We start from the raw sequence: 18774 nt of genomic DNA on the forward strand, positions 1-18774 counted from the left end.
CGGCGCACCGGGAGCGGGGGCATCGTGACCGATGGCCGTCGTACGCCGGTCAGCCCGCGTCCTGCACGGCCTTCAGGAACCTGGCTGCCACCGGGCCCGCGTCGGCGCCGCCGGAGCCACCGTCCTCCAGCATCACGCACCAGGCCAGGTCGCTCCCGCCCTGGTAGCCGATCATCCAGGCGTGGGTGCGCGGCGGCTTCTCCTCGCCGAACTCGGCCGTCCCCGTCTTGGCGTGCGGCTCGCCGGGGATGCCCGTCAGCGCGCTGCCCGCCCCGTACGTCACCGTCGCCCGCATCATGTCCCGCAGTGAGTCCGTCACTGCCGGGTCGAGCTTCGCCGTCGCCTCGTGCTTCTTCTTGACCGCCTCGGGCACCAGCACCGGCTGCTTGAAGGTGCCCTCCTTGACCGTCGCCGCGATCGAGGCCATGACCAGGGGCGAGGCCTGCACCCGGGCCTGGCCGATGGTCGACGCCGCGAGGTCGTTGTCCGACGTGCTCACCGGCACCGAGCCGTCGTACGTCGTGTCACCGACGTCCCAGACTCCGCCGATCCCGAAGGCCGCCGCCGCGTCGTGCAGTGCGGAACCGCCCACCTTCGCCCGGTGCCCCACGAACATGGTGTTGCAGGACTTCGCGAACGAGTCCTTGAAGGTCGAGCCGGCGGGCAGGGTGAACTGGTTCTGGTTCTCGAACTTCTGCCCGTCGACGTGGGCGAACTTGGGGCACTCCACGACGTCCGAGGGCTTCATCCCCGCCTTCAGCATCGCAGCCGCCGTGACCACCTTGAACGTCGAACCGGGCGGGTACTGCCCGGCCAGCGCGCGGTTCAGCCCGCCCGCGGGACGGTTCGAGACGGCCAGGATGTTTCCCGTCGAGGGCTCCACGGCGATCAGCGCCGCGTTCACCTTCAGCCCCTCCATGGCGGCCGCCGCCGCTCCCTGGACCTTCGGGTCGATCGTCGTCCTCACCGGCTTGCCCGGCTCGGCCGAGCTCTTGGTCAGGGAGGCCTCCGCCTGACCCGACTGCCGGTCGGCGATGACGACCTCACTGGTGGCCGCGCCCCCGCCGCCCCGCAGCTGCTTGTCGTAGCGGGCCTCGAGACCGAACACGCCCTTGCCCTGCTCGTCCACCGAGCCGCGCAGCGAGGCCGCCTGAAGGTCGTCGCCGTTGGTGTCGAGCACGGCGGCCCGCTCGGCCACCGTCTTCAGCGCGAGCGTCTGACCGGGCTTCAGCCGGGGGTGGATCATCGGGGAGGCGAACTCCACGGTCCACTCAGTGGCCTTCACGACGACCGTCGCCTCGGATTCGTAGGCGAACGTGCCGACGGCCGGGATGGTGAAGCGCGCGGTGAACGGGACGGTCACGCCGCCCTTGTCGTTCTTGTCGCCGTCCCCGGCCGTCAGCTCCGACTTCGTCGGTTTCAGGTTGGTCATCACCGAGGTCAGCAGCGACTCCGCGTTCGACGGGGAGTCCGACAGGGCCGCCGCCTTCGCCGCCTCGCCGGCTCCCCACGCGTCGAGGAACGACTGCAGCCGCTCGGTGGCGGCGGCCACCTCGGGGTCCTGCCCCGCCCCGTCCCCGGACCACGCCCGGTATCCCCACCAGCCCGCGCCCGCCGCCAGGACGACGGCCACCGCCACACCCAGCACCGGTGCTCTGCGTGGTCGGCGACGGCTCGCGCGGTCGTGACGTGCCATCTGCTGCAAGGTGGGGTCCGACACTTGGCGTTCTCTCCTCGTCTGCTGCGGATACCTCTCCCGCGACCGGACCGCTCCCGATCACCTGTCCGACACGCTAACCGCTGCCCCCGGGCGCCGGGCCACCCCGGAGAGCGGCGGGAGAGTGAGCCGAGAGCGGCCCGGGAGCGGGGCAGCACGACGAGCGGGCCGGCGGCGCTCCGCACGGTCGCGGAGTGCCGCCGGCCCGCCGGGCCTTGAAGGGTGTCCGGTCAGGCGCGGGGGGTGAAGGCGACCACGTCGCCCGCCTGCTCGCCCCCGGAGAGCTGCCCGAACCGGTCGGTGCGGATGTAGACGCGGTGCAGCCACCGGTCCGCCCCGTCCCAGCGCGGCGTGAAGGGCGTACGGGCGTGTGTCGTACGGAAGTTGTCGACGATCAGGACGTCACCGGGGACCAGGTGCACGGCCTCGGTGACCTCGTCCAGCGCCTTGGACAGCGACTCCACGGCTTCGACGTCCCGGGGGTCCTCGGGGGCCAGCAACTCCCGGTCGTAGCCCAGGAGCGGGTCGGAGGCGTCGCCGTAGAGCGGCTTCACCCGGGCTATCGCGCCCGGGTCCTCGACGCCGCCGCGGAACGCGACGTCCACACAGCAGGGCACTCTGCGGTCGAAGAGGTGGCTGCGGAAGCCCTCCGGGACCAGGCGCAGCGCCTTGCGGACCGAGCCCACCAGCGTCGCGGCCCTGCGCTCGTGGTCGGCGCGGGAGCAGGCCAGCATCACGTAGTTGGGCTGGAGCCGGTGGTACGCCATCTCCGTGTGGAACTCCAGCAGGGTCTCGGAGGTCTCCGAGGACAGGTGGTGCGCGCCGGGGGAGGGGTACACGTCGTGGTAGACGGTGCCGCTGCGCAGCTCCTGGTACCCCGTGTGCAGGCCGAGCCGGCAGCCGACGATGCCGAGCATCGCCTCCATCGTGAGGAGCGGGCGCTCCAGCGGCGCGGGGGTGGACTCGGGGGTGCGGGGGAGCTGGTCCTCGGGCTCCACGGGGAGACCGCGCAGCAGGAGGTAGCCGTCCTCGTTGCCGGAGACGTTGAATGCGTCGAGGGCTTCGGCGAGGCGGGCAGGGAGGTCGGCGGACGCCGCCTTGGCGGCCTCCAGGAAGGCGGGGAGGTCCGCGCGCGGCACCGCCGGCAGGCGCGAGGCCAGTTCCAGGAGTTCGTCGCGGAGTTCGGAGCAGTCGATGACGGTCACGCGTCGTTCCTTTCTTTGATGTGAGCACGGGCGTACTGGTAGAGCAGCTCCGCGCCTATCTCGGTCGCGAGGACGGAGGTGATCCCGGCGTGGTCGTAGAGCGGCGAGACCTCCATGACGTCGAAGCCGACCGGCCGCAGCTCGCCCACGCAGCGCAGCAGGGCGAGGACCTCGCGGGAGGAGAGGCCGCCGGGCGCCGGGGTCCCGGTGCCGGGGGCGAAGGCCGGGTCGGCGACGTCGACGTCGACGGACACGTAGACGGGGCGGTCGCCGATGAGCTCCTTGATGAGGGCGTGGGTCCCGGCGACACCGGTCTCCACGAACTCGTCGGTGGTGACGACCCGCACCCCCTTGCCGCGGGCGTAGTCCAGCGAGTCGGGGCGGGGGTTGTGGCCCCGGATGCCGATCTGCACCGTGCGCGCGGGGTCGATGACGCCCTCGTCGATGCCGTGCCGGAACGGGGTCCCGTGGTGGAACTCGCCGCCGTAGAAGGCGGGGTTGGTGTCCGAGTGCGCGTCCAGGTGGACCACGGCGACGGGGCCGTGCTGCTCGGCCACGGCGCGCAGGGCCGCGAGCGTGAGCGAGTGGTCGCCGCCGAGCATCAGGAAGGCGGCGTTGTCCTGGAGGAGGCCGCGCAGATGGCGGTGGGCCGTCTCCATCGCGATGTGCATGTTGAACGGGGTCAGGTCGATGTCCCCGCCGTCCACACAGTCGATGAGTTCGAAGGTGCCCGGCCCCCGGTCGATCCCGACCCCGTGGATGAGGCCCGACTCGTTGCGGATGGCGCGCGGGCCGAAGCGGGCGCCCGGCCGGTAGCTGGTGCCCCCGTCGTAGGGCGCACCGATCACGACGACGTCGCGCCCGGTGGGCTGGGGGTCGTGCGGCAGACGCATGAAGGTGGGGATCTGCGCGTAACGGGGCGAGATCGCGGTGTCGACACGTTCCACGACGTCATCCCTCCTGTCGGATGGGCCGCGGGCGGCCGGTACGGAGTAGGGGGCGGGTCACTCGGTCTCCTTCAGCCGTGCGGCCACCCGGTGCACGGCGTCGGCGGTGCTCACCTCGGCGGGCGGCAGCCCCTCGACGACCACCCGGTCGAAGATCTCCCGGACCACGAGTGACTTGGCCCGGTGGACGTCCGCCTCGGGCACCCCGGCGTCGATCAGCAGGAGGCTGAAGGAGGACGTCGTCCCGGAGCCCTCGTGCACGCCGAGCTTCGGCCGGTTGACCGTCTCCTGCGGGAGCAGCGGGCTCATCGCCTCGCGCAGGACCCACTTGTCGCGGCCGTGGCGCCGCTTGAGCCCGGCCTCCAGCGACACGAGCAGGTCCAGGACGTCGCGGTCCCAGTAGGGGTGGGTCGACCAGTGGCCCTGGATGCCGGAGAGCACCGGGGTCATCTCGTTGAGTCCGTCGAAGGTGGCCATGTCGAACGCCACCGCCGTGTCCAGCTGTGGCAGCCGGTCCTCGCGGTGCATGCCGGCGAGCGGGATGTCCGCGCCGTATCCGGTGAGGATGCGGCGGGCGGGCCCGTCGAGCGCCCGGTACAGGGCGGTGAGCGGCAGCAGGTACTCGATGATGTCCGGGTCGACGGACTCGGAGGCCCATATCGCGTACGGGAGCTGGCCGAGCAGGTCGGCCGTGGGAACGGTGATCTCCCGGTGCGCGGAGCCGAGGTGGGTGGCGACCACCCGTGCCTCGGCGAACTCGTCCGAGGTGTCGGTGCCCATGGACAGGGTGTCCAGGGGGCCCTCGGTGTGGGCGGCGGCCAGTGCGGCGACGCCCGAAGAATCGATTCCTCCGGAGAGCACCACCAGGGGAGTGGTGCCACCGGTGCGGGCCCGGACGGCCCGTCCGAGCGTCTCGCGCACGGCGGCGGTGGCGTCGGCCTCGGGGAGGATCCGCCGGGACACCGGCGGGGTCCAGGTCCGCGAGGGCGCGGCGGTGCCGGTGCGGACGTCGAGGTCCAGGACCGTCCCGGCCGGGACCTGGTGAACCCCCGGTACGCGGCGGATCCGGCGCGCGTCGGCGACGGGCCGCCCCGACAGCGGGGCCCGGGCCGCCGCCGGGACGAGGGCCTTGATCTCGGTGGCGGCCAGCACGCGGCCGGGCGCCGGGAGGGTGTAGAGCGGGACGGAGCCCGCGTGGTCGGTGGCCAGGAGCACCCGGTCGCCCAGGGCCGCGGCGGCGGCGAACCGCCCGTTGAGCAGCCGGAAGGCGTGCAGGTCGTAGACGTCCAGCAGGGCGAGCACCAGTGCCGCGTCCGTGCGGGCGTCGGCGCCGGACGGGAGGAGGGTGAGCAGTTCCTCCCGGTTGTAGAGCTCGCCGGCCAGGACGAGGGCCGTGTCGCCGGAGCGGGCCACGGCCTCCCCGGCCGAACCCGAGTGCACGAGCACGGCGTTCAGGGTCTGGGTACGGAGGGCCTCGGCCACGGTCTCGTGGGCGCCCCGGGTGGCGAAGACGGGCCGGGGGCCCCGGTCCCCGCCCTGATGGGCGGAGACCAGGAACCCCGTGGCGGCGGGGAATGTGTGCGCCATGATCAGATGCTCAGGGCACCGAAGCCGCCGGAGGTGAAGTCGTAGTTCACCGGGACCTCGATCAGGAACGGGCGGCCGAGTCCGGCCCCCTTGCGCAGCGCGGCGAGCAGGTCCTCGCGGGAGTTGGCCCGGACGGCCTCCACGCCGTTGGCGCGGGCGAGTTCGGTGAAGTCGACGCCGGTGAACTTGACGGCCGGGTCGTGGGAGCGCTGGTGGCCGAGGTTCTGGTACAGCTCGATCAGCCCGTTGGTGTCGTTGTTGACGACGACCGTCACGATGGGCAGGTTGAGCCGGGCGATCGTCTCCAGGTCGGCGCTGTTGGAGTGGAAGCCGCCGTCGCCCGCGATGAGGAAGGTCGGCTGGCCGGGGCGGGCCATCTGGGCGCCGATGGCCGCGGGGATGCCGTAGCCGAAGCTGGAGCAGCCGGCCGAGGTGAGGAAGCCGAAGGGCTGGTCGGCGCGGGCGAAGAGCACTCCGTAGTGCCGGAAGAAGCCGATGTCGGAGACGATCGTGCCCTCACCGGCGGCGGCGGTCTCCTCCATCACCGTGTTCATGGAGTCCATCACCTGGTGGACCCGCATGCCGTCCTCGTACTCGGTGGGGTCGGCGAGGAACTCCGCGATGCGCTCGCGCAGCGGGGTGATGTCGTGCGGGGTCTTCTTCGCGAGGTCGGCCGTGGCGGCGTCCAGGTGCTCCACGAAGGCCAGCACGTCGGTGACGACGTCGACGTCCGGGCGGTAGACGCGCGGGATCGGGTTGACGGTCGGGGAGACGCGCACGGTCTTCTTCTCGCCGCCGCGGGCCCACATGGAGGGGCGCAGGTCCTCGGCGTAGTCGTAACCCAGGGTCACGACGACGTCCGCCGGGCCGAAGAGGGTCTCCAGGGCCGGGAAGGACAGGATGCCGTCCATGTAGCCGGTGACGGCCCCGTAGTTGAGGTGGTGACCGTGCGGAAGGACGCCCTTGGCGATGTACGTCGTGATGACCGGGACGTCCAGACGCTCGGCCAGGGCCCGGATGGCGGGCACCGCGCCGGAGCGGATGGCCGCCGCGCCGACGACGAAGACCGGGTGCTCCGCGCCTGAGACCAGCGCGGCCGCCTCGTCGGCGGTGGCCTCCCAGCCGGCCTGGACGGCGCCGACGGGCTTGGCCGGGGTGTGCGCGGCGGGGTGGACGACGGAGGTGTCGATGTCGGCGCCGAGCAGGTCGACGGGCACCGAGATGAAGCTGGGTCCCACGGGCTCCGTCATCGCCGCGGCGACGGCCGAGTCCACCAGGTCGGTGATCTCGTCGGGGCGCTGGAGCTCGACGGCGTACTTCGTCATGGGGCGCATGACGGAGACCGAGTCGAGGCACTGGTGCGTGTCGTTCGGGAAGATGTCGTGCGACTCGGACTGGGCGGCCAGCGCGATGACGGGCGAGCGGTCCAGGATCGAGGTGGCCACGCCGGTGGCGAGGTTCGTCATGCCGGGGCCGAGCGTGGCCCAGCAGGCCTGCGGCCGGCCGGTGATGCGGGCCAGGACGTCAGCGGCGACGCCGGCGGTGAACTCGTGCCGGGTGAGGACGAAGTCGATGCCCGGCGCCTCGTCGAAGAGGATGGAGGCGGCCTCACGGCCGACGACACCGAACACCGTCTCCACACCGTGCTCGTGGAGACGCTTGAGCAGCGCGTGTGCGGCCGTCGGGTTGTTGCTGGGCTTGGTCGATACACGGGACATGCGGCGTCGTCTCCAGGATGTCGACGGGATGCGGAATGCCGTCACCGTGCCGGTGGCCTCTCTCCACCGCCTCTCCAGCGCCTATCCGACCGCGCTGTAGTGCGCTTCGAGGCGGCCCGCGGCCGGTTCCGGCCCTCCGGTGCCGTGTCCTGTGATAGATGAATAGACATACAGTCGAGCGTATAAAGAAGCCACTGAGGGAAGAAGGCGATCATGACCTCTACGACGACCCGGGACCCCGCGGGGTTCGTGGTGCACACGGCTCCGGTGGGACTCGCGGGTGACGGGCGGGACGACTTCACCGTGCTGGCGTCGACCGTGCCGACGCAGGTCAGCGCGGTGTTCACCAAGTCGCGCTTCTCCGGCCCGAGCGTGGTGCTCAGCCGCGCCGCGGCGGCCGACGGACAGGCGCGCGGGGTGGTCGTCATCGCCCGCAACGCCAACGTCGCCACCGGACCGGAGGGGGAAAGCAACGCCCGCGAGGTGCGTGACTCCGTGGCCGCCGCCACCGGGCTGCCGGAGGACGAACTGCTGATCGCCTCCACCGGCGTCATCGGCCTCCAGTACCCCATGGGCCAGATCCGCGATCACATCAAGACGCTCTCCTGGCCCTTTCCGGAAGGCGGGTTCGACCGGGCCGCGCGCGCCATCATGACCACCGACACCCGGCCCAAGGAGGTCAGGGTGCGGTGCGGTGACGCGACGCTGGTCGGCATCGCCAAGGGTGTGGGCATGCTGGAGCCGGACATGGCGACCCTCCTGACCTTCTTCGCCACGGACGCACGGCTGCCCCGGGACGTCCAGGACCGGGTCTTCCGCGGCGTCATGGACCGCACGTTCAACGCCGTCTCGATCGACACCGACACCTCGACCAGTGACACCGCGGTGCTGTTCGCCAACGGGCTCGCCGGCGACGTGGATCCGGTGGAGTTCGAGGAGGCCCTGCACGAGGTGGCGCTCGCCCTGGTGAAGAACATCGCGTCGGACGGCGAGGGGGCGAGCAAGCTCATCGAGGTGCGGGTCACCGGGGCGCGCGACACCGCGCAGGCCAAGCGGGTCGGCAAGACCGTCGTCAACTCACCGCTGGTCAAGACCGCGGTGCACGGCAGCGACCCCAACTGGGGCCGGGTGACGATGGCGATCGGCAAGTGCACCGACGACACCGACATCCTCCAGGAGGACGTCACCGTCGAGTTCGGCGGGACCCTGGTCTACCCGCAGCGCGCCGACGGCCCCGGTGACGCCGAACTGCGCGCCGCCGTCGCCGAGCACATGCGCGGCGACGAGGTGGTGATCGGCATCGGACTGGGCATCGGGGACGGGGAGTTCACCGTCTACGGCTGCGATCTGACGGAGGGGTACGTGCGGCTGAACTCCGAGTACACGACCTGATCCGCGGCCGTAACCAGGGGGTGGCGGCCGTCCGCCACGCCTCGGGCCCCTGACTCAAATGCGCCGCCTCGTCCGCATCGCTCCGTAGTGTGACGCGTGATCAGCACAACGTGAACGAGGTGGCGCATGGGTCAGTCGCGAAGGTCGGTTCTGCAGGGCGCGTTCGGCGCCGGGGCGGCGGGGCTGCTGGTCGGCGGCGCCGCCCCCCTGCCGGCCGCACAGCGGCGCCGGATGTCCAAGGGTGCCGATCTCGGGCTGCGCTGGCTGGGTGTCGCCGGGTGGGAGTTGTCCTTCGCGGGCCGCAGCGTGCTCTTCGACCCGTACCTGAGCCGGATGCCCTACGCCGGGGAGGGCGGCGCGCTCGACCCGGCACTGCCACTGCGCCTCGACCCCGACGCGGTGGAGCACGTGGCGGAGAAGGAGCTGACCGGGGCGCCGGAGCTGATCCTCGTCAGCCACGGCCACTTCGACCATCTCGCCGACGTCCCGCACCTGCTGTCCCGGCCGGGGTGGACCGGCCGGCGTATCCGGACGCTGTGCGACACCACGTCGCGTCACCTGCTGGGCGCGATGGGCACCCCCGCGCACCGCATGGCGGACGTGGTGGCGGTCGAGGGCGGCGACCACCTCCAGTTCGACGGCTACAGCGTGGAGGTGTTCCGCAGCCTGCACAGCAGGCAGGACGACTACACGTCCTTCGCCCCGGGACGGCGGGACGCCGTCCCTCCGCGGCCCCGGACCCTCGGCGACCTGGTGGAGGGCCGGACGCTGGCCTTCCAGGTGTCGGTCGACGGGGGCCCTTCCGTGCTGCTGACGGGCACCAGCAACGTCGCGGAGCGTGAAGTCGCCGGCGCGCGGCCGGACATCGCGGTGATCGGGATGAGCGGGCACGCGGCCGTGCACGGTTACCCGGACCGGCTGCTGGCCGCGCTGGGATCGCCGCCGGTGCTCCTGCCCTGCCATCACGACGACATGGTGACCCCGCTCGGCGATGCGGGGATCTCGCGCACATCGTCCCCCGACGCGGTGGCGGCGCTCGCGCGTGCGGCCGAGCGGAGGGCGCCGGGCGGTGGCACCCGAGTGCTGACGCCTCGTCACCTGGAGCTTCTCGATGTGACCGGGGCCGCGTGACCCTGCCGCGGGAGGGCCCGTTGTGCGGGATCGGGACGCCGCTGTGGGGCCTATTTCGGCCGCAGAGGCGCCCGATCCCGCTCACCGGACGCCGCACACCGGATTCCGGTACGCCGGTTCGTCCGTGCCTTCGAAGCCGCGTACGGTTTTTGCCATCAGAGGTATAGACCACTGGGGTGATCTCTCCGCGTCCGGATCGATGCGCTGGGTAACCACACCCTCCATGCCGGGCCCTCATGTCCTTCACACCGGACGCACATCTTCCGCAGAAGCGTGACGTTCCGGGGGTTGCCGGACGCCGTGTCCGGACTGCCGTGCGGGCCGGCGACTACTCCCTGCCATACGTGATCATGAACCCTCGGCCACCCGGTCCGGCGTGCGTTATCCGCGTTTTTCCCGCGCCCTCATTTTGTCTCGCATCGGTACGACAGTTTTCAGCCGTGCCCGTCCGGGCGTCGTTGACGCAGTCCGGATGGCTTATTACTGTCCCGACTCGATGAGGCAGGGGGCTGCTACGCGCGTAGTGACCGCAGCCACGACCACTGCATTCGCTCCATCGATCAGCGCAGCCAATGACATTGCGTGTGAAATCCAGCAGTTCATGGCAGGGGAATTGAGTCATGGACAGGCAGAACGGGAGACCCCCCTATGGCCGGCGTGCAGATTCGCATACTGGGTCCGATCTCCATGCTTTCCCGGAACGTGCCGGTCCCGCTCGCCGGACAGCGGCAGCTTCGGGTGCTCACCGCTCTCGCACTTGTGTCGGGGAGGGCGGTCGGCACGCCCGAACTCATCACCCATCTCTGGGGTGAGCGTCCGCCGCGGACGGCCCCTGGCCAGCTCCAGACGAGCGTCTGGATGATCCGCCGCTCGCTGGCCGCGGTCGGCGCGCCGCAGGACACCGTCCTGTCGACCGCTTCCGGATACCAGCTGGACTCGGCTCTCTGCGAGATCGACAGCGATATCTTCCGGCGCAACGTCGCCACGGCGAAGAAAATGGTGAGGGCCGATCTCAAGGAGGAGGCGCTCGACCTGCTCAAGGAGGCGCTGGCCCTCTGGCGGGGACCGGCTCTGGCCACGATTTCGAGCAGTGCGCTGCAGACCCGCGCGGCGAGGCTGGAGGAGGAGCGCGTCGCAGCACTTCAGCAGCGTATTTGCCTGGAAATAAATCTGGGGCAATACGAGGAGGCCATCGGAGAACTCACGGATCTGATCGCCCTCCACCCTTTGCGCGAGGAGCCCTACGCGCATTTGATGCAGGCCCTCTATCTCTCCGGGCGGCAGGCCGACGCGCTCGCCGTGTTCCGCAGGGCCCGCAACACCCTGACCGACGAGCTGGGAATCTACCCCGGACCCCGGCTGACCACCCTGGAGCGGGCGATCCTCCGTCAGGACGCCGACATGCTCTCGGCGGTACCCGGTATGGCCAGCCGCTGACAGGCGTCAGGACGGCGCACGGCTGCGTCCCCCGGCCCGGGGGACGCAGCCGTGTTTCGTGCGCCCGGGGACGCGTGGTCCCTCCCCGCACCGCGCGGGGAGGGACCACCGGGAGCCGCGGGTCAGAGACCCATGCCCTGCATCGTCCGTTCCAGGGAGTCCGCGTACAGTCGCGCGCCTCCGACCTTCGGGTGGAACGACTGCGCGGAAGCGCCGAGTTGCAGGATCGGCCAGTCGATCGCGGGCTCGTCGCTCTCCACCAGGTCCAGGACGATCCCGTGGACCTGCTCGGGGTCACCGCACACGGCCTTGCCCGCGAAGTTCTGCGCGGGGTTGGAGTACCAGGCCTTGGTGCCGGCGGCCTTGGCGTCGTCCACGGCGCCCTGCATCTCGGTGGCGAGGGTGCCCGCCATGCCGTTCAGCCAGGGAGCCTCCTCGGTACCGATGCCCGGGATGCACGACCCCGACCGTTCGAGCAGCGGCGGGTAGCCCATCAGCACGATCTTGGCGTTGGGCGCCTTCGCCTGGATCTTCTTCAGCGCGTCGGTGATCGCCGGCCGCACCCGCTCCTTGGCGAGGCGTTCGGCCGCCACACCGATGTCCAGCCCCTGGTACGCGGCGTCGTCCACCCGGGAGTCGTCGTCGTCGAACTTCTGGTTCTGGCACAGCGTCGGCCAGCCCACACCACCGAAGATGCACTTCTGGATGATGTAGGCGAACCGGGCGTCGTTACCGCCGATCGAGATGGTCACCAGCGTGGTGTTCTGGTCGAGGTAGCCCTTGGACAGCTGGGGCAGCTCCCCGTTCTCCCCGACGCTCGCGATGTTGTACGTCCGGGCCCCGGAACAGGCGATCAGGTGGTAGTCCATCGCCGCCGACCTGCTGTCGTCCATCGCGCCCACGGACGCGGTACGCCCGGGGATCGTGGCCTGGCGCGACCACGCCTTGGTCGAACGGTGGCAGGCGTCCCGCGTCGAGGGGTTGCTCGCGTCCCGGTAGTTCGTCTCCTTGTAGTAGTCGACGCCGCCCGCGGCCGAGGCGCCCTCACCCGAGGAGTAGGAGTCGCCCATCGCGACGACCATGTCCTTGGGCTTGGCCGACAGCGGCTGGAAGCCCGCCGCGTCCCATGCGACGTCCTCCGACCCGCTGCCGTCGGCCGCGTGCGTGGAGAGGGAGATCTTCGGGGTGGAGGTGAACTGGAACACCCCGAGGGAGACCCACTTGTTCTCTCCGACGCGCTGCGGATGCACGCGTACCGGACTCGTGCTGTTCGTCCCGGAGACGGTGTACGAGGCCTGCCGGGTGTGGGCGCCGTGGTCGGGCAGGTGCACCCAGACCCGGGCCCAGCCGGTCATGCCGTTGGTCAGGGTCCAGGTGCCGGTGGTGCGCATCCGGGCGCCCTCGGTGGTCGCCTGGTTCCTCGTGTGCGAGAACCAGAAGTGGTTGCCGTAACCGGCCCCGATCTGATGGGTGTCGATCTTGCCCGGGTAGTTGGCGCCGTCGGCCGTGAAGGTGAAGCCGAAGGAGCCCGGTGAGGTCGTCGCCCCGCAACTTCGTCCCGACGAGCCCGCGGGTGTGACGCCCGAGGCCACGTCGTCGATCACGTACGTCCCCGAGGGCAGGCCGCTGGAGCACCGGGGCGGGTAGGCATTGCCGTCCGGCTGTTCCGGGTAGGTGGCGTCGAAGCGGTGCAGGGCGTAGCCGCAGGCACCGCCCGCGCAGCTCTTCCAGCTGCTCTTCTTGTTCCACCAGCAGTGCAGGAAGAACTCGTCGGCCGGGTTGTTGAGCTGGCACGCGCCGTTGGTGTCGGTGTCACCGTCCTTGATCTTGGTCGGGTCGCAGTTGTTGGATGTGTCGCAGAACTGTCCGACGGGCGGCTTGGCCCGCGTGCGCTGGTCCGTGGCGGTCCACCAGGCGGCCCGGTAGCCGGGCTGGAAGTCGCCCGGGGCGAACATCGCGGAGATCGGGCGAGCGGCCCAGCCGATCACCTTCTCCTGGTAGGGCCAGTCCTGGGGGTGGGCGGCGTGCGAGTAGTCGTCGCCGCCGCCCGAGTTCTCCAGGAACGGGGTGCGGTTGGCCTTCCACAGCGCGTTGGCCGGGTTGTTGGTGTAGCCGACGCCCCAGTGGCCGCCGTGCGAACCGGCGCTGGACTGCGGGTAGAAGCCGGAGTTGTACGCCCAGAGCGCGAAGAACCAGTTCTCGATGTACGAGGGGCCGCCGTCGTTGACGGTCATTCCGGCGCTGTACGTCTGGTTCCACTTGTCCACGAGGATGTTGACCCCCGCGGCGATGTTGGCGGTGTAGTCGAGGGCGACGGCCTCCTGCTTCTGCACGGACAGCGCGGTCTCGCCGGGCTTCTCGTGCCCGGCCTTGCGCATGCCGTCGGTCACCTGGACGATGCCGTAACCGCAGTCGGCGTTGGCCCAGTTGATCGCCCACGGGTCCGGGGCCTGACCGTCGGATCCGTGGCTGATGCCGTAGAAGTTGCCGATCAGGGTGTTCGCCGTGACGCCCGGCACCGCGAAGCGGGTGGCCTGCCACATGTTGGATTCCTGGGCGGTGACGCCCAGCATCACCTGCGCGGGGATGTGGTATTCGTCCGCCGCGTCGGGGGTGCCGTTGGGGTCGCCCGCCATGGTCTTGAGGGGGAAGAGGGACTGCGGCTGGTAGGCCGACATCCCGGTGTTCTTCCAGTTGGCGGCGCGCGAGACGTGCGAGTTCAGCTTGCCGACCACGGCCTGGTCCACCGCCCACTCCACCTGGCGCGGGGTGGGCTGGAAGGCCTGCTTGCGGACGTCGCCGCGTGGCACCGAGCAGTAGCGCTCGTCCTCGACGGGGTTGGTGGGCGAGGCGGCGGCGAGCTTCGCGGAAGCCGCTGTCGTCCCGGTCCCGCGGGTCAGCGCCGGGGACGTCGCGAGACCCGCGGCCGTCCTGGCGGTGGAGCCCACGGCCGTGCCGGGCCGGGCGTGAAGGGTGACGTTGCGGCCGGTCTCCAGGAGCTTCATCGAGGTCCGCGCGGTGCGTGCGGACGCGGCCTCCTGGGGAGAGATCCGGGAGTCCTTGCCGTCGGCCCAGGCGGTGGTGACGGCGGCCTCCCCCCGGGTGGAGAGGGCGGCACCCTTGGCCACTCCCGCGGGCATGCGCACGGACGACGGCAGGGTGCCCGCTGCCTCGGCCTCGCCCGTGACGTACACCGTGCCGGTGCGGGCCGAGCGGGCCAGGTCGAAGTCGGTGAGCGCGCCGGTGGCGAGGCGCTGGGTGCCGCCGGCGGCCTTGGCGGAGCCGAACAGCGCCGCCGGGGCGCGCCGGACCTCGGCCCGCTCGGTGCCGGACCCCGCGGCAGGGGCGGTGCGGTCGATGTAGACGACCGAGCCGTCGGCGGCCGCCGTGAGCTGGAAGGGGGCGGTGCCGGCGCGCGCGGCGACGCGCACGTCGCCGGAGGGCGCGACCCGGACCAGGCGGGATCCCTGCGCGGCGGCGTAGCCGTCGGCGACGGGGACGGCGGACGTGACCTGGCCGGGCAGGTCCAGCGGCTTCGCCGCCTTTCCGCTCGCCGTGTCCACTCCCACGAGACGGGTCTCGTTGCGCTTCGACGCGTCGTCGGAGAACTGCGAGAAGACGGCCTTCTCCGTCGTGCCGCAGCCCGGCGAGAAGTAGCTCAGGCTGGACTGGACGGGGAGCTTGGTGACCGCGCCGGTGGTCAGGTCCACGACCGCCGTGAAGGCTCCGCGGGTCATCAGCGCCGGTTTGTTGGTGAAGGTGCGGGGCGCGTACGTGACGGCGGCGCGCTTGCCGGAGGCGGTGAGGCAGGCGTTGCCGATCCAGGTGTCGGTGTCGAAGCCCGGCTCGGCCAGGGTCGCGGCGGTCCGCCAGCGGTAGCCGTCCTCGGCGGCGGCGACCATGACGTGGAAGCCGGTGGCGTCCCCCGACGTGGTCCAGGCCAGGTCGTCCGAGGCGCGGTAACCGGAGCCGAGCAGCGCTGTCCGGTCGTCGGCGGGGACGGCCTCGGGGAGCTCGGCAGGGCCGGGCTTCGGGGCGTCCGCCCGGTCCTTCTGGCTCCATCCCTGGGCGGCGCCCGGGGGAGGGGTGGGGGTCTTCGCCATCGACACCGACGGGTAGCCCGCCAGCAGTGCCGTCGCGGCGACAGCTATGACAGGTGCATGCCATCTTTTTCTTCGGGGCACGTTCGTCTCGCCTTTCCTGCGTACACCCGCGGCGCGCGTGGGGGGAAGCGGGCGTCCGCTTCGCGCGTGGGGGACGCGAGCACATCAGCCGGACCTCTTCACCGCCTCTCACCCGTCTCTCCCGCTATACCGACCCGCGGTCGGCTATGCGCCCGTACCCCGTCACGGCGCACCGCGGACCCGCACCACCGCAGAATGGCGCGGAAATCACCGCGAGAAGGGCTGGGACATGGAGACCGAACAGTCGGGCAGCACCGGCTTCGACGCCGCCGTCGACGGCGTGTTCGCCCCCACCGACAAGCTGGGCGGGACCCTCCGCCTGGTGCGCACCGACGACTTCGACTCGCTCGATCCCGGCAACACGTACTACGCCTACACCTGGAACTTCCTCCGCCTGATAGGCCGGACCCTGGTCACCTTCGACACCGCGCCCGGCAAGGAGGGCCAGCGGCTGGTCCCCGACCTGGCGGAGTCGCTGGGCGAGAGCTCGGACGGCGGCCGGACCTGGACGTACCGGCTCCGAGCCGGCCTCCTCTACGAGGACGGCACCCCCGTCGTCGCGGCGGACGTCAAGTACGCGATCGCCAGGAGCAACTACGGCACGGACGTGCTGGGCGTCGGCCCCACCTACTTCCGCCACCTGCTGGGCACCGACTACGGCGGCCCCTGGCGCGAGCCCGAGGTGGACGGCCCGGTCACCGTGGAGACACCCGACGACCGCACCCTGGTCCTGAGGCTGAACGAGCCGTTCGCCGGCATGGACCTGCTCGCCACGATGCCGAGCACCACACCCGTCCCGAGGAACCGCGACACCGGCATCGGCTACCGGCTCGGGCCCGTCGCGACCGGCCCCTACCGCGTCGAGTCCTACGAGCGCGGAAAGCTCGTGGTCCTGGAGCGCAACCCGCACTGGGACCCCGGGACCGACCCCGTGCGACGGCAGCGGGCCGAGCGGATCGAGGTCCACCTCGGCAAGGACCCGCACGAGGTGGACCTGATGCTGCTCTCCGGCGACGCGCACGTCGACCTCGCGGGCTTCGGGGTGCAGCCCGCTGCCCAGGAACGCATCCTGGCCGACCCCGCGCTCCGGGCCAACGCGGACAATCCGCTGACCGGCTTCACCTGGATCTACTGCCTGTCCAGCCGCATCACGCCGTTCGACAACGTGCACTGCCGCCGCGCGGTGCAGTTCGCCACGGACAAGGCGGCCATGCAGGCGGCCTACGGCGGGACCGTGGGCGGGGACATCGCCACCACGATCCTGCCGCCGACCATCGACGGCTACCGGCCCTTCGACCGCTACCCGGTCGGCGACGACGGCACCGGGGACCTCGACGCGGCCCGGGCCGAACTGGCCCTCGCCGGCATGCCGGACGGGTTCCGCACGAAGATCGCCGCCCGCAAGGACCGCCTCAAGGAGTACCGGGCGGCCCAGGCGCTCTCGGCCGGACTGGCCCGCGTCGGCATCGAGGCCGAAGTGCTGGACTTCCCGTCCGGCGACTACTTCGACCGCTACGGCGGCAGCCCCGAGTACCTGCGCGAGCACGGCATCGGGATCATCATGTTCGGCTGGGGGGCCGACTTCCCCGACGGCTACGGCTTCTTCCAGCAGATCGTCGACGGACGCGCCATCAAGGAGCGCGGCAACCAGAACATGGGCGAGCTGGACGACCCGGAGATCAACGCCCTCCTCGACCAGGGGGCCGTCAGCGCCGACCCGGAGGAACGCGCGGCCATCTGGCACCGCATCGACCGGCTGACCATGGACCACGCCGTGATCGTGCCCTACCTCTACCCGCGCTCCCTGCTCTACCGCCACCCTGACGCCCGCAACGTGTTCGTCACGGGATCCTTCGGGATGTACGACTACGTGGCGCTGGGCGCACGCTGAGAAGGCGGGGTGCGGCCGGTGGCGGACACGCCGGCCGCACCCCGCACCGCCGCCTCAACTCCGGCCGGCGACCGCCGGCCGCACCGCCGCACGGTCGGGCGCGGCCCGGCCCGGGCGCACCGCGCCACCCCGGGGAGTCCGGTGCGCCCGGCGCTGCGTACCGCCGGACGGCCCGGCCGGCGGAGCGTCCCCCGGCGCCGCGCCCACCGCCCTGAGTTCGGCCTCGAAGCCGGCCAGCCCGGCCAGGAACTGACGCGTCGGCGCCGTCAGGTCGGTACCGCGTGAGCTTCGCAGCAACAACCGCGCACCGAGCCTGAGTTCGAGGCGGTGGATGCGCCGGGTGAGGGCCGACTGGCTGATCGAGAGCACGGCCGCGGCACGGTTGATGCTGCCGTGGTCGGCCACCGCGCGCAGCAGATGAAGGTCCTCCACGTCGACCTGGACCGACTCGTCGGGCAGGGCCGGCGGGGCCTGCGGCCCGCGGGCGGCGGCGTCGGTGCGCCGCTCCAGCCCCGCACGCTGCCCGCGCAGCCAGTCGGCCCACCACGGATCGCGCAGCATGTCCCCGTGCTGCGCGGTGAACCTGCTGAGGCAGCGGGCCGTGAGCAGCGCCGCCAACTGCTGGGCCAGGGAGCCGGGGACGACGGCGGGATCGACGAGCAGGCCCGCGGCCCGCCGGGGCCGCTCCACCAGCGAGCGGCGCACCAGCGAGGGAGCGAACACCGCGGGGCAGGCCGGGGAGCCCAGGCCGACCGCGTCGCCGCGCCGCAGCATCCCCCGCGCGACCGATGCGCCGGTGACCTGGATGCGGGCGGGCGGAGTGAGGCCGGCCGACCGGTAGACCCCGCTCACGAGGACCTCCGCCTCCGGCCCGGCCTCCGACACCCAGTTCTCGTCGCGCAGATCGGCGAGGGAGAGCGCGTCGCGGCCGGCCAGCGGATGGCCCAGGGGCAGCGTCACCCACAGGGGGTCGTCCAGGACCTCGTACGTCCGCACGGTCCGCTCCACGCCGTGCGAGAGGGCGCTGAGCCCCCAGGTGTGCGCCGCGTCCACCCGGTAACCGTCGAGCTGCCGGAGCACCTGCCCGGGTGTGTCGTGGCTGACCGAGAGGAGGATGCCGAGGGAGTCGGCCGCGTCCTCGACCAGATCCTCCATCAGCGGTTCGGCGGTCGCGATGTTCAGGATGCGGGGGGCGTTCAGCGCCTCCGCGCCACGCCCGTAGATGTCCGTCTGCACGGCCTGGTCGACCTGGCGGAAGAACCGCCGCCCGGCGACGAGCACCCGCGCGCCGTCAGGACTCAGCCGGGCGGTACGCGCGTCCCGCAGCGTCAGCGTCAGCCCGGTGGCGTGGTCCAGCCGGTCCAGCCGGCGCTGGGCGGCCGGAGGTCTCAGCCCCGCTCTGCGGGCGGCTTCGGCCAGGTCACCGCACTGCCCGATCGCGTCCAGCAGCCGCAGATCCGGACGCGACAGGGGCAGGCGCGTCAGCCGGTCGGGGACGGAGGGCACGTGTATCGCAGAAGGCACGGACGGCTTCCTTACGGTTATGGATGACGCCTCTTCTTCAC

11 protein-coding genes are annotated in these 18774 nt (G+C 71.7%); 4 read left to right on the top strand and 7 right to left on the bottom strand.

Annotated elements, in window-relative coordinates; all coding sequences use genetic code 11:
• Positions 1-49: 49 nt before the first annotated feature.
• The 5 genes from ACFYY2_RS00825 to ACFYY2_RS00845 all read right to left on the bottom strand — a co-directional run bounded on the left by ACFYY2_RS00825 (position 50) and on the right by ACFYY2_RS00845 (position 7174).
• On the bottom strand, positions 50-1720 hold the full coding sequence (locus tag ACFYY2_RS00825) for a penicillin-binding transpeptidase domain-containing protein (protein WP_388735214.1): 1671 nt from the start codon (positions 1718-1720) through the stop codon (positions 50-52).
• 227 nt (positions 1721-1947) lie between these two features.
• Positions 1948-2922 (bottom strand): clavaminate synthase Cs1, encoded by a 975-nt coding sequence (cs1, locus tag ACFYY2_RS00830; RefSeq protein ID WP_388735216.1) that lies wholly within the window; start codon positions 2920-2922, stop codon positions 1948-1950.
• Positions 2919-3869, bottom strand: coding sequence for an agmatinase (speB, locus tag ACFYY2_RS00835; protein ID WP_327112211.1), 951 nt, complete (start codon positions 3867-3869; stop codon positions 2919-2921). Before speB ends, cs1 begins: the two co-directional genes overlap by 4 nt.
• A gap of 57 nt (positions 3870-3926) precedes the next feature.
• A complete protein-coding gene (locus ACFYY2_RS00840) occupies positions 3927-5459 on the bottom strand; it encodes an asparagine synthase-related protein (RefSeq protein ID WP_388736760.1) in 1533 nt (510 codons plus the stop codon).
• Positions 5459-7174 carry a thiamine pyrophosphate-binding protein gene (locus tag ACFYY2_RS00845; RefSeq protein WP_388735218.1) on the bottom strand — a complete coding sequence of 572 codons (1716 nt, stop codon included), beginning with the start codon at positions 7172-7174 and terminating at the stop codon, positions 5459-5461. Before ACFYY2_RS00845 ends, ACFYY2_RS00840 begins: the two co-directional genes overlap by 1 nt.
• A 213-nt stretch (positions 7175-7387) precedes the next feature.
• Between ACFYY2_RS00845 and argJ the strand changes: the two genes are divergently transcribed.
• The 3 genes from argJ to ACFYY2_RS00860 all read left to right on the top strand — a co-directional run bounded on the left by argJ (position 7388) and on the right by ACFYY2_RS00860 (position 11134).
• On the top strand, positions 7388-8566 hold the full coding sequence (argJ, locus tag ACFYY2_RS00850; protein WP_388735219.1) for a bifunctional glutamate N-acetyltransferase/amino-acid acetyltransferase ArgJ: 1179 nt from the start codon (positions 7388-7390) through the stop codon (positions 8564-8566).
• Positions 8567-8692: 126 nt separating this feature from the next.
• Positions 8693-9697, top strand: a complete 1005-nt coding sequence (locus tag ACFYY2_RS00855) for an MBL fold metallo-hydrolase (RefSeq protein WP_388735220.1) — start codon at positions 8693-8695, stop codon at positions 9695-9697.
• Between the two features lie 648 nt (positions 9698-10345).
• Complete coding sequence (locus ACFYY2_RS00860; RefSeq protein ID WP_388735221.1) at positions 10346-11134, top strand: BTAD domain-containing putative transcriptional regulator; 789 nt, start codon at positions 10346-10348, stop codon at positions 11132-11134.
• Positions 11135-11256: 122 nt separating this feature from the next.
• On the opposite strand, the gene ACFYY2_RS00865 is transcribed toward ACFYY2_RS00860, so the two are convergent.
• Positions 11257-15237, bottom strand: a complete 3981-nt coding sequence (locus ACFYY2_RS00865) for a NocE (RefSeq protein ID WP_388736763.1) — start codon at positions 15235-15237, stop codon at positions 11257-11259.
• Positions 15238-15547: 310 nt separating this feature from the next.
• Here ACFYY2_RS00865 and ACFYY2_RS00870 point away from each other — a divergent pair, with 310 nt between their 5' ends.
• Complete coding sequence (locus tag ACFYY2_RS00870) at positions 15548-17209, top strand: ABC transporter substrate-binding protein (protein WP_388735223.1); 1662 nt, start codon at positions 15548-15550, stop codon at positions 17207-17209.
• 54 nt (positions 17210-17263) lie between these two features.
• On the opposite strand, the gene ACFYY2_RS00875 is transcribed toward ACFYY2_RS00870, so the two are convergent.
• Positions 17264-18733 (bottom strand): LysR family transcriptional regulator, encoded by a 1470-nt coding sequence (locus ACFYY2_RS00875; protein WP_388735225.1) that lies wholly within the window; start codon positions 18731-18733, stop codon positions 17264-17266.
• Between the last annotated feature and the right edge of the window lie 41 nt (positions 18734-18774).

The organism is Streptomyces sp. NPDC001822, from assembly GCF_042892135.1.
In the GTDB taxonomy this organism is placed as follows: domain Bacteria; phylum Actinomycetota; class Actinomycetes; order Streptomycetales; family Streptomycetaceae; genus Streptomyces.

What these genes read in the sequence shown, in the direction of transcription:
- ACFYY2_RS00845 (WP_388735218.1), bottom strand. Translation starts at nt 7,174, where the DNA reads ATGTCCCGTGTATCGACCAAGCCCAGCAACAACCCGACGGCCGCACAC.
- argJ (WP_388735219.1), top strand. Translation starts at nt 7,388, where the DNA reads ATGACCTCTACGACGACCCGGGACCCCGCGGGGTTCGTGGTGCACACG.
- ACFYY2_RS00855 (WP_388735220.1), top strand. Translation starts at nt 8,693, where the DNA reads ATGGGTCAGTCGCGAAGGTCGGTTCTGCAGGGCGCGTTCGGCGCCGGG.
- ACFYY2_RS00860 (WP_388735221.1), top strand. Translation starts at nt 10,346, where the DNA reads ATGGCCGGCGTGCAGATTCGCATACTGGGTCCGATCTCCATGCTTTCC.
- ACFYY2_RS00865 (WP_388736763.1), bottom strand. Translation starts at nt 15,237, where the DNA reads ATGGCGAAGACCCCCACCCCTCCCCCGGGCGCCGCCCAGGGATGGAGC.
- ACFYY2_RS00870 (WP_388735223.1), top strand. Translation starts at nt 15,548, where the DNA reads ATGGAGACCGAACAGTCGGGCAGCACCGGCTTCGACGCCGCCGTCGAC.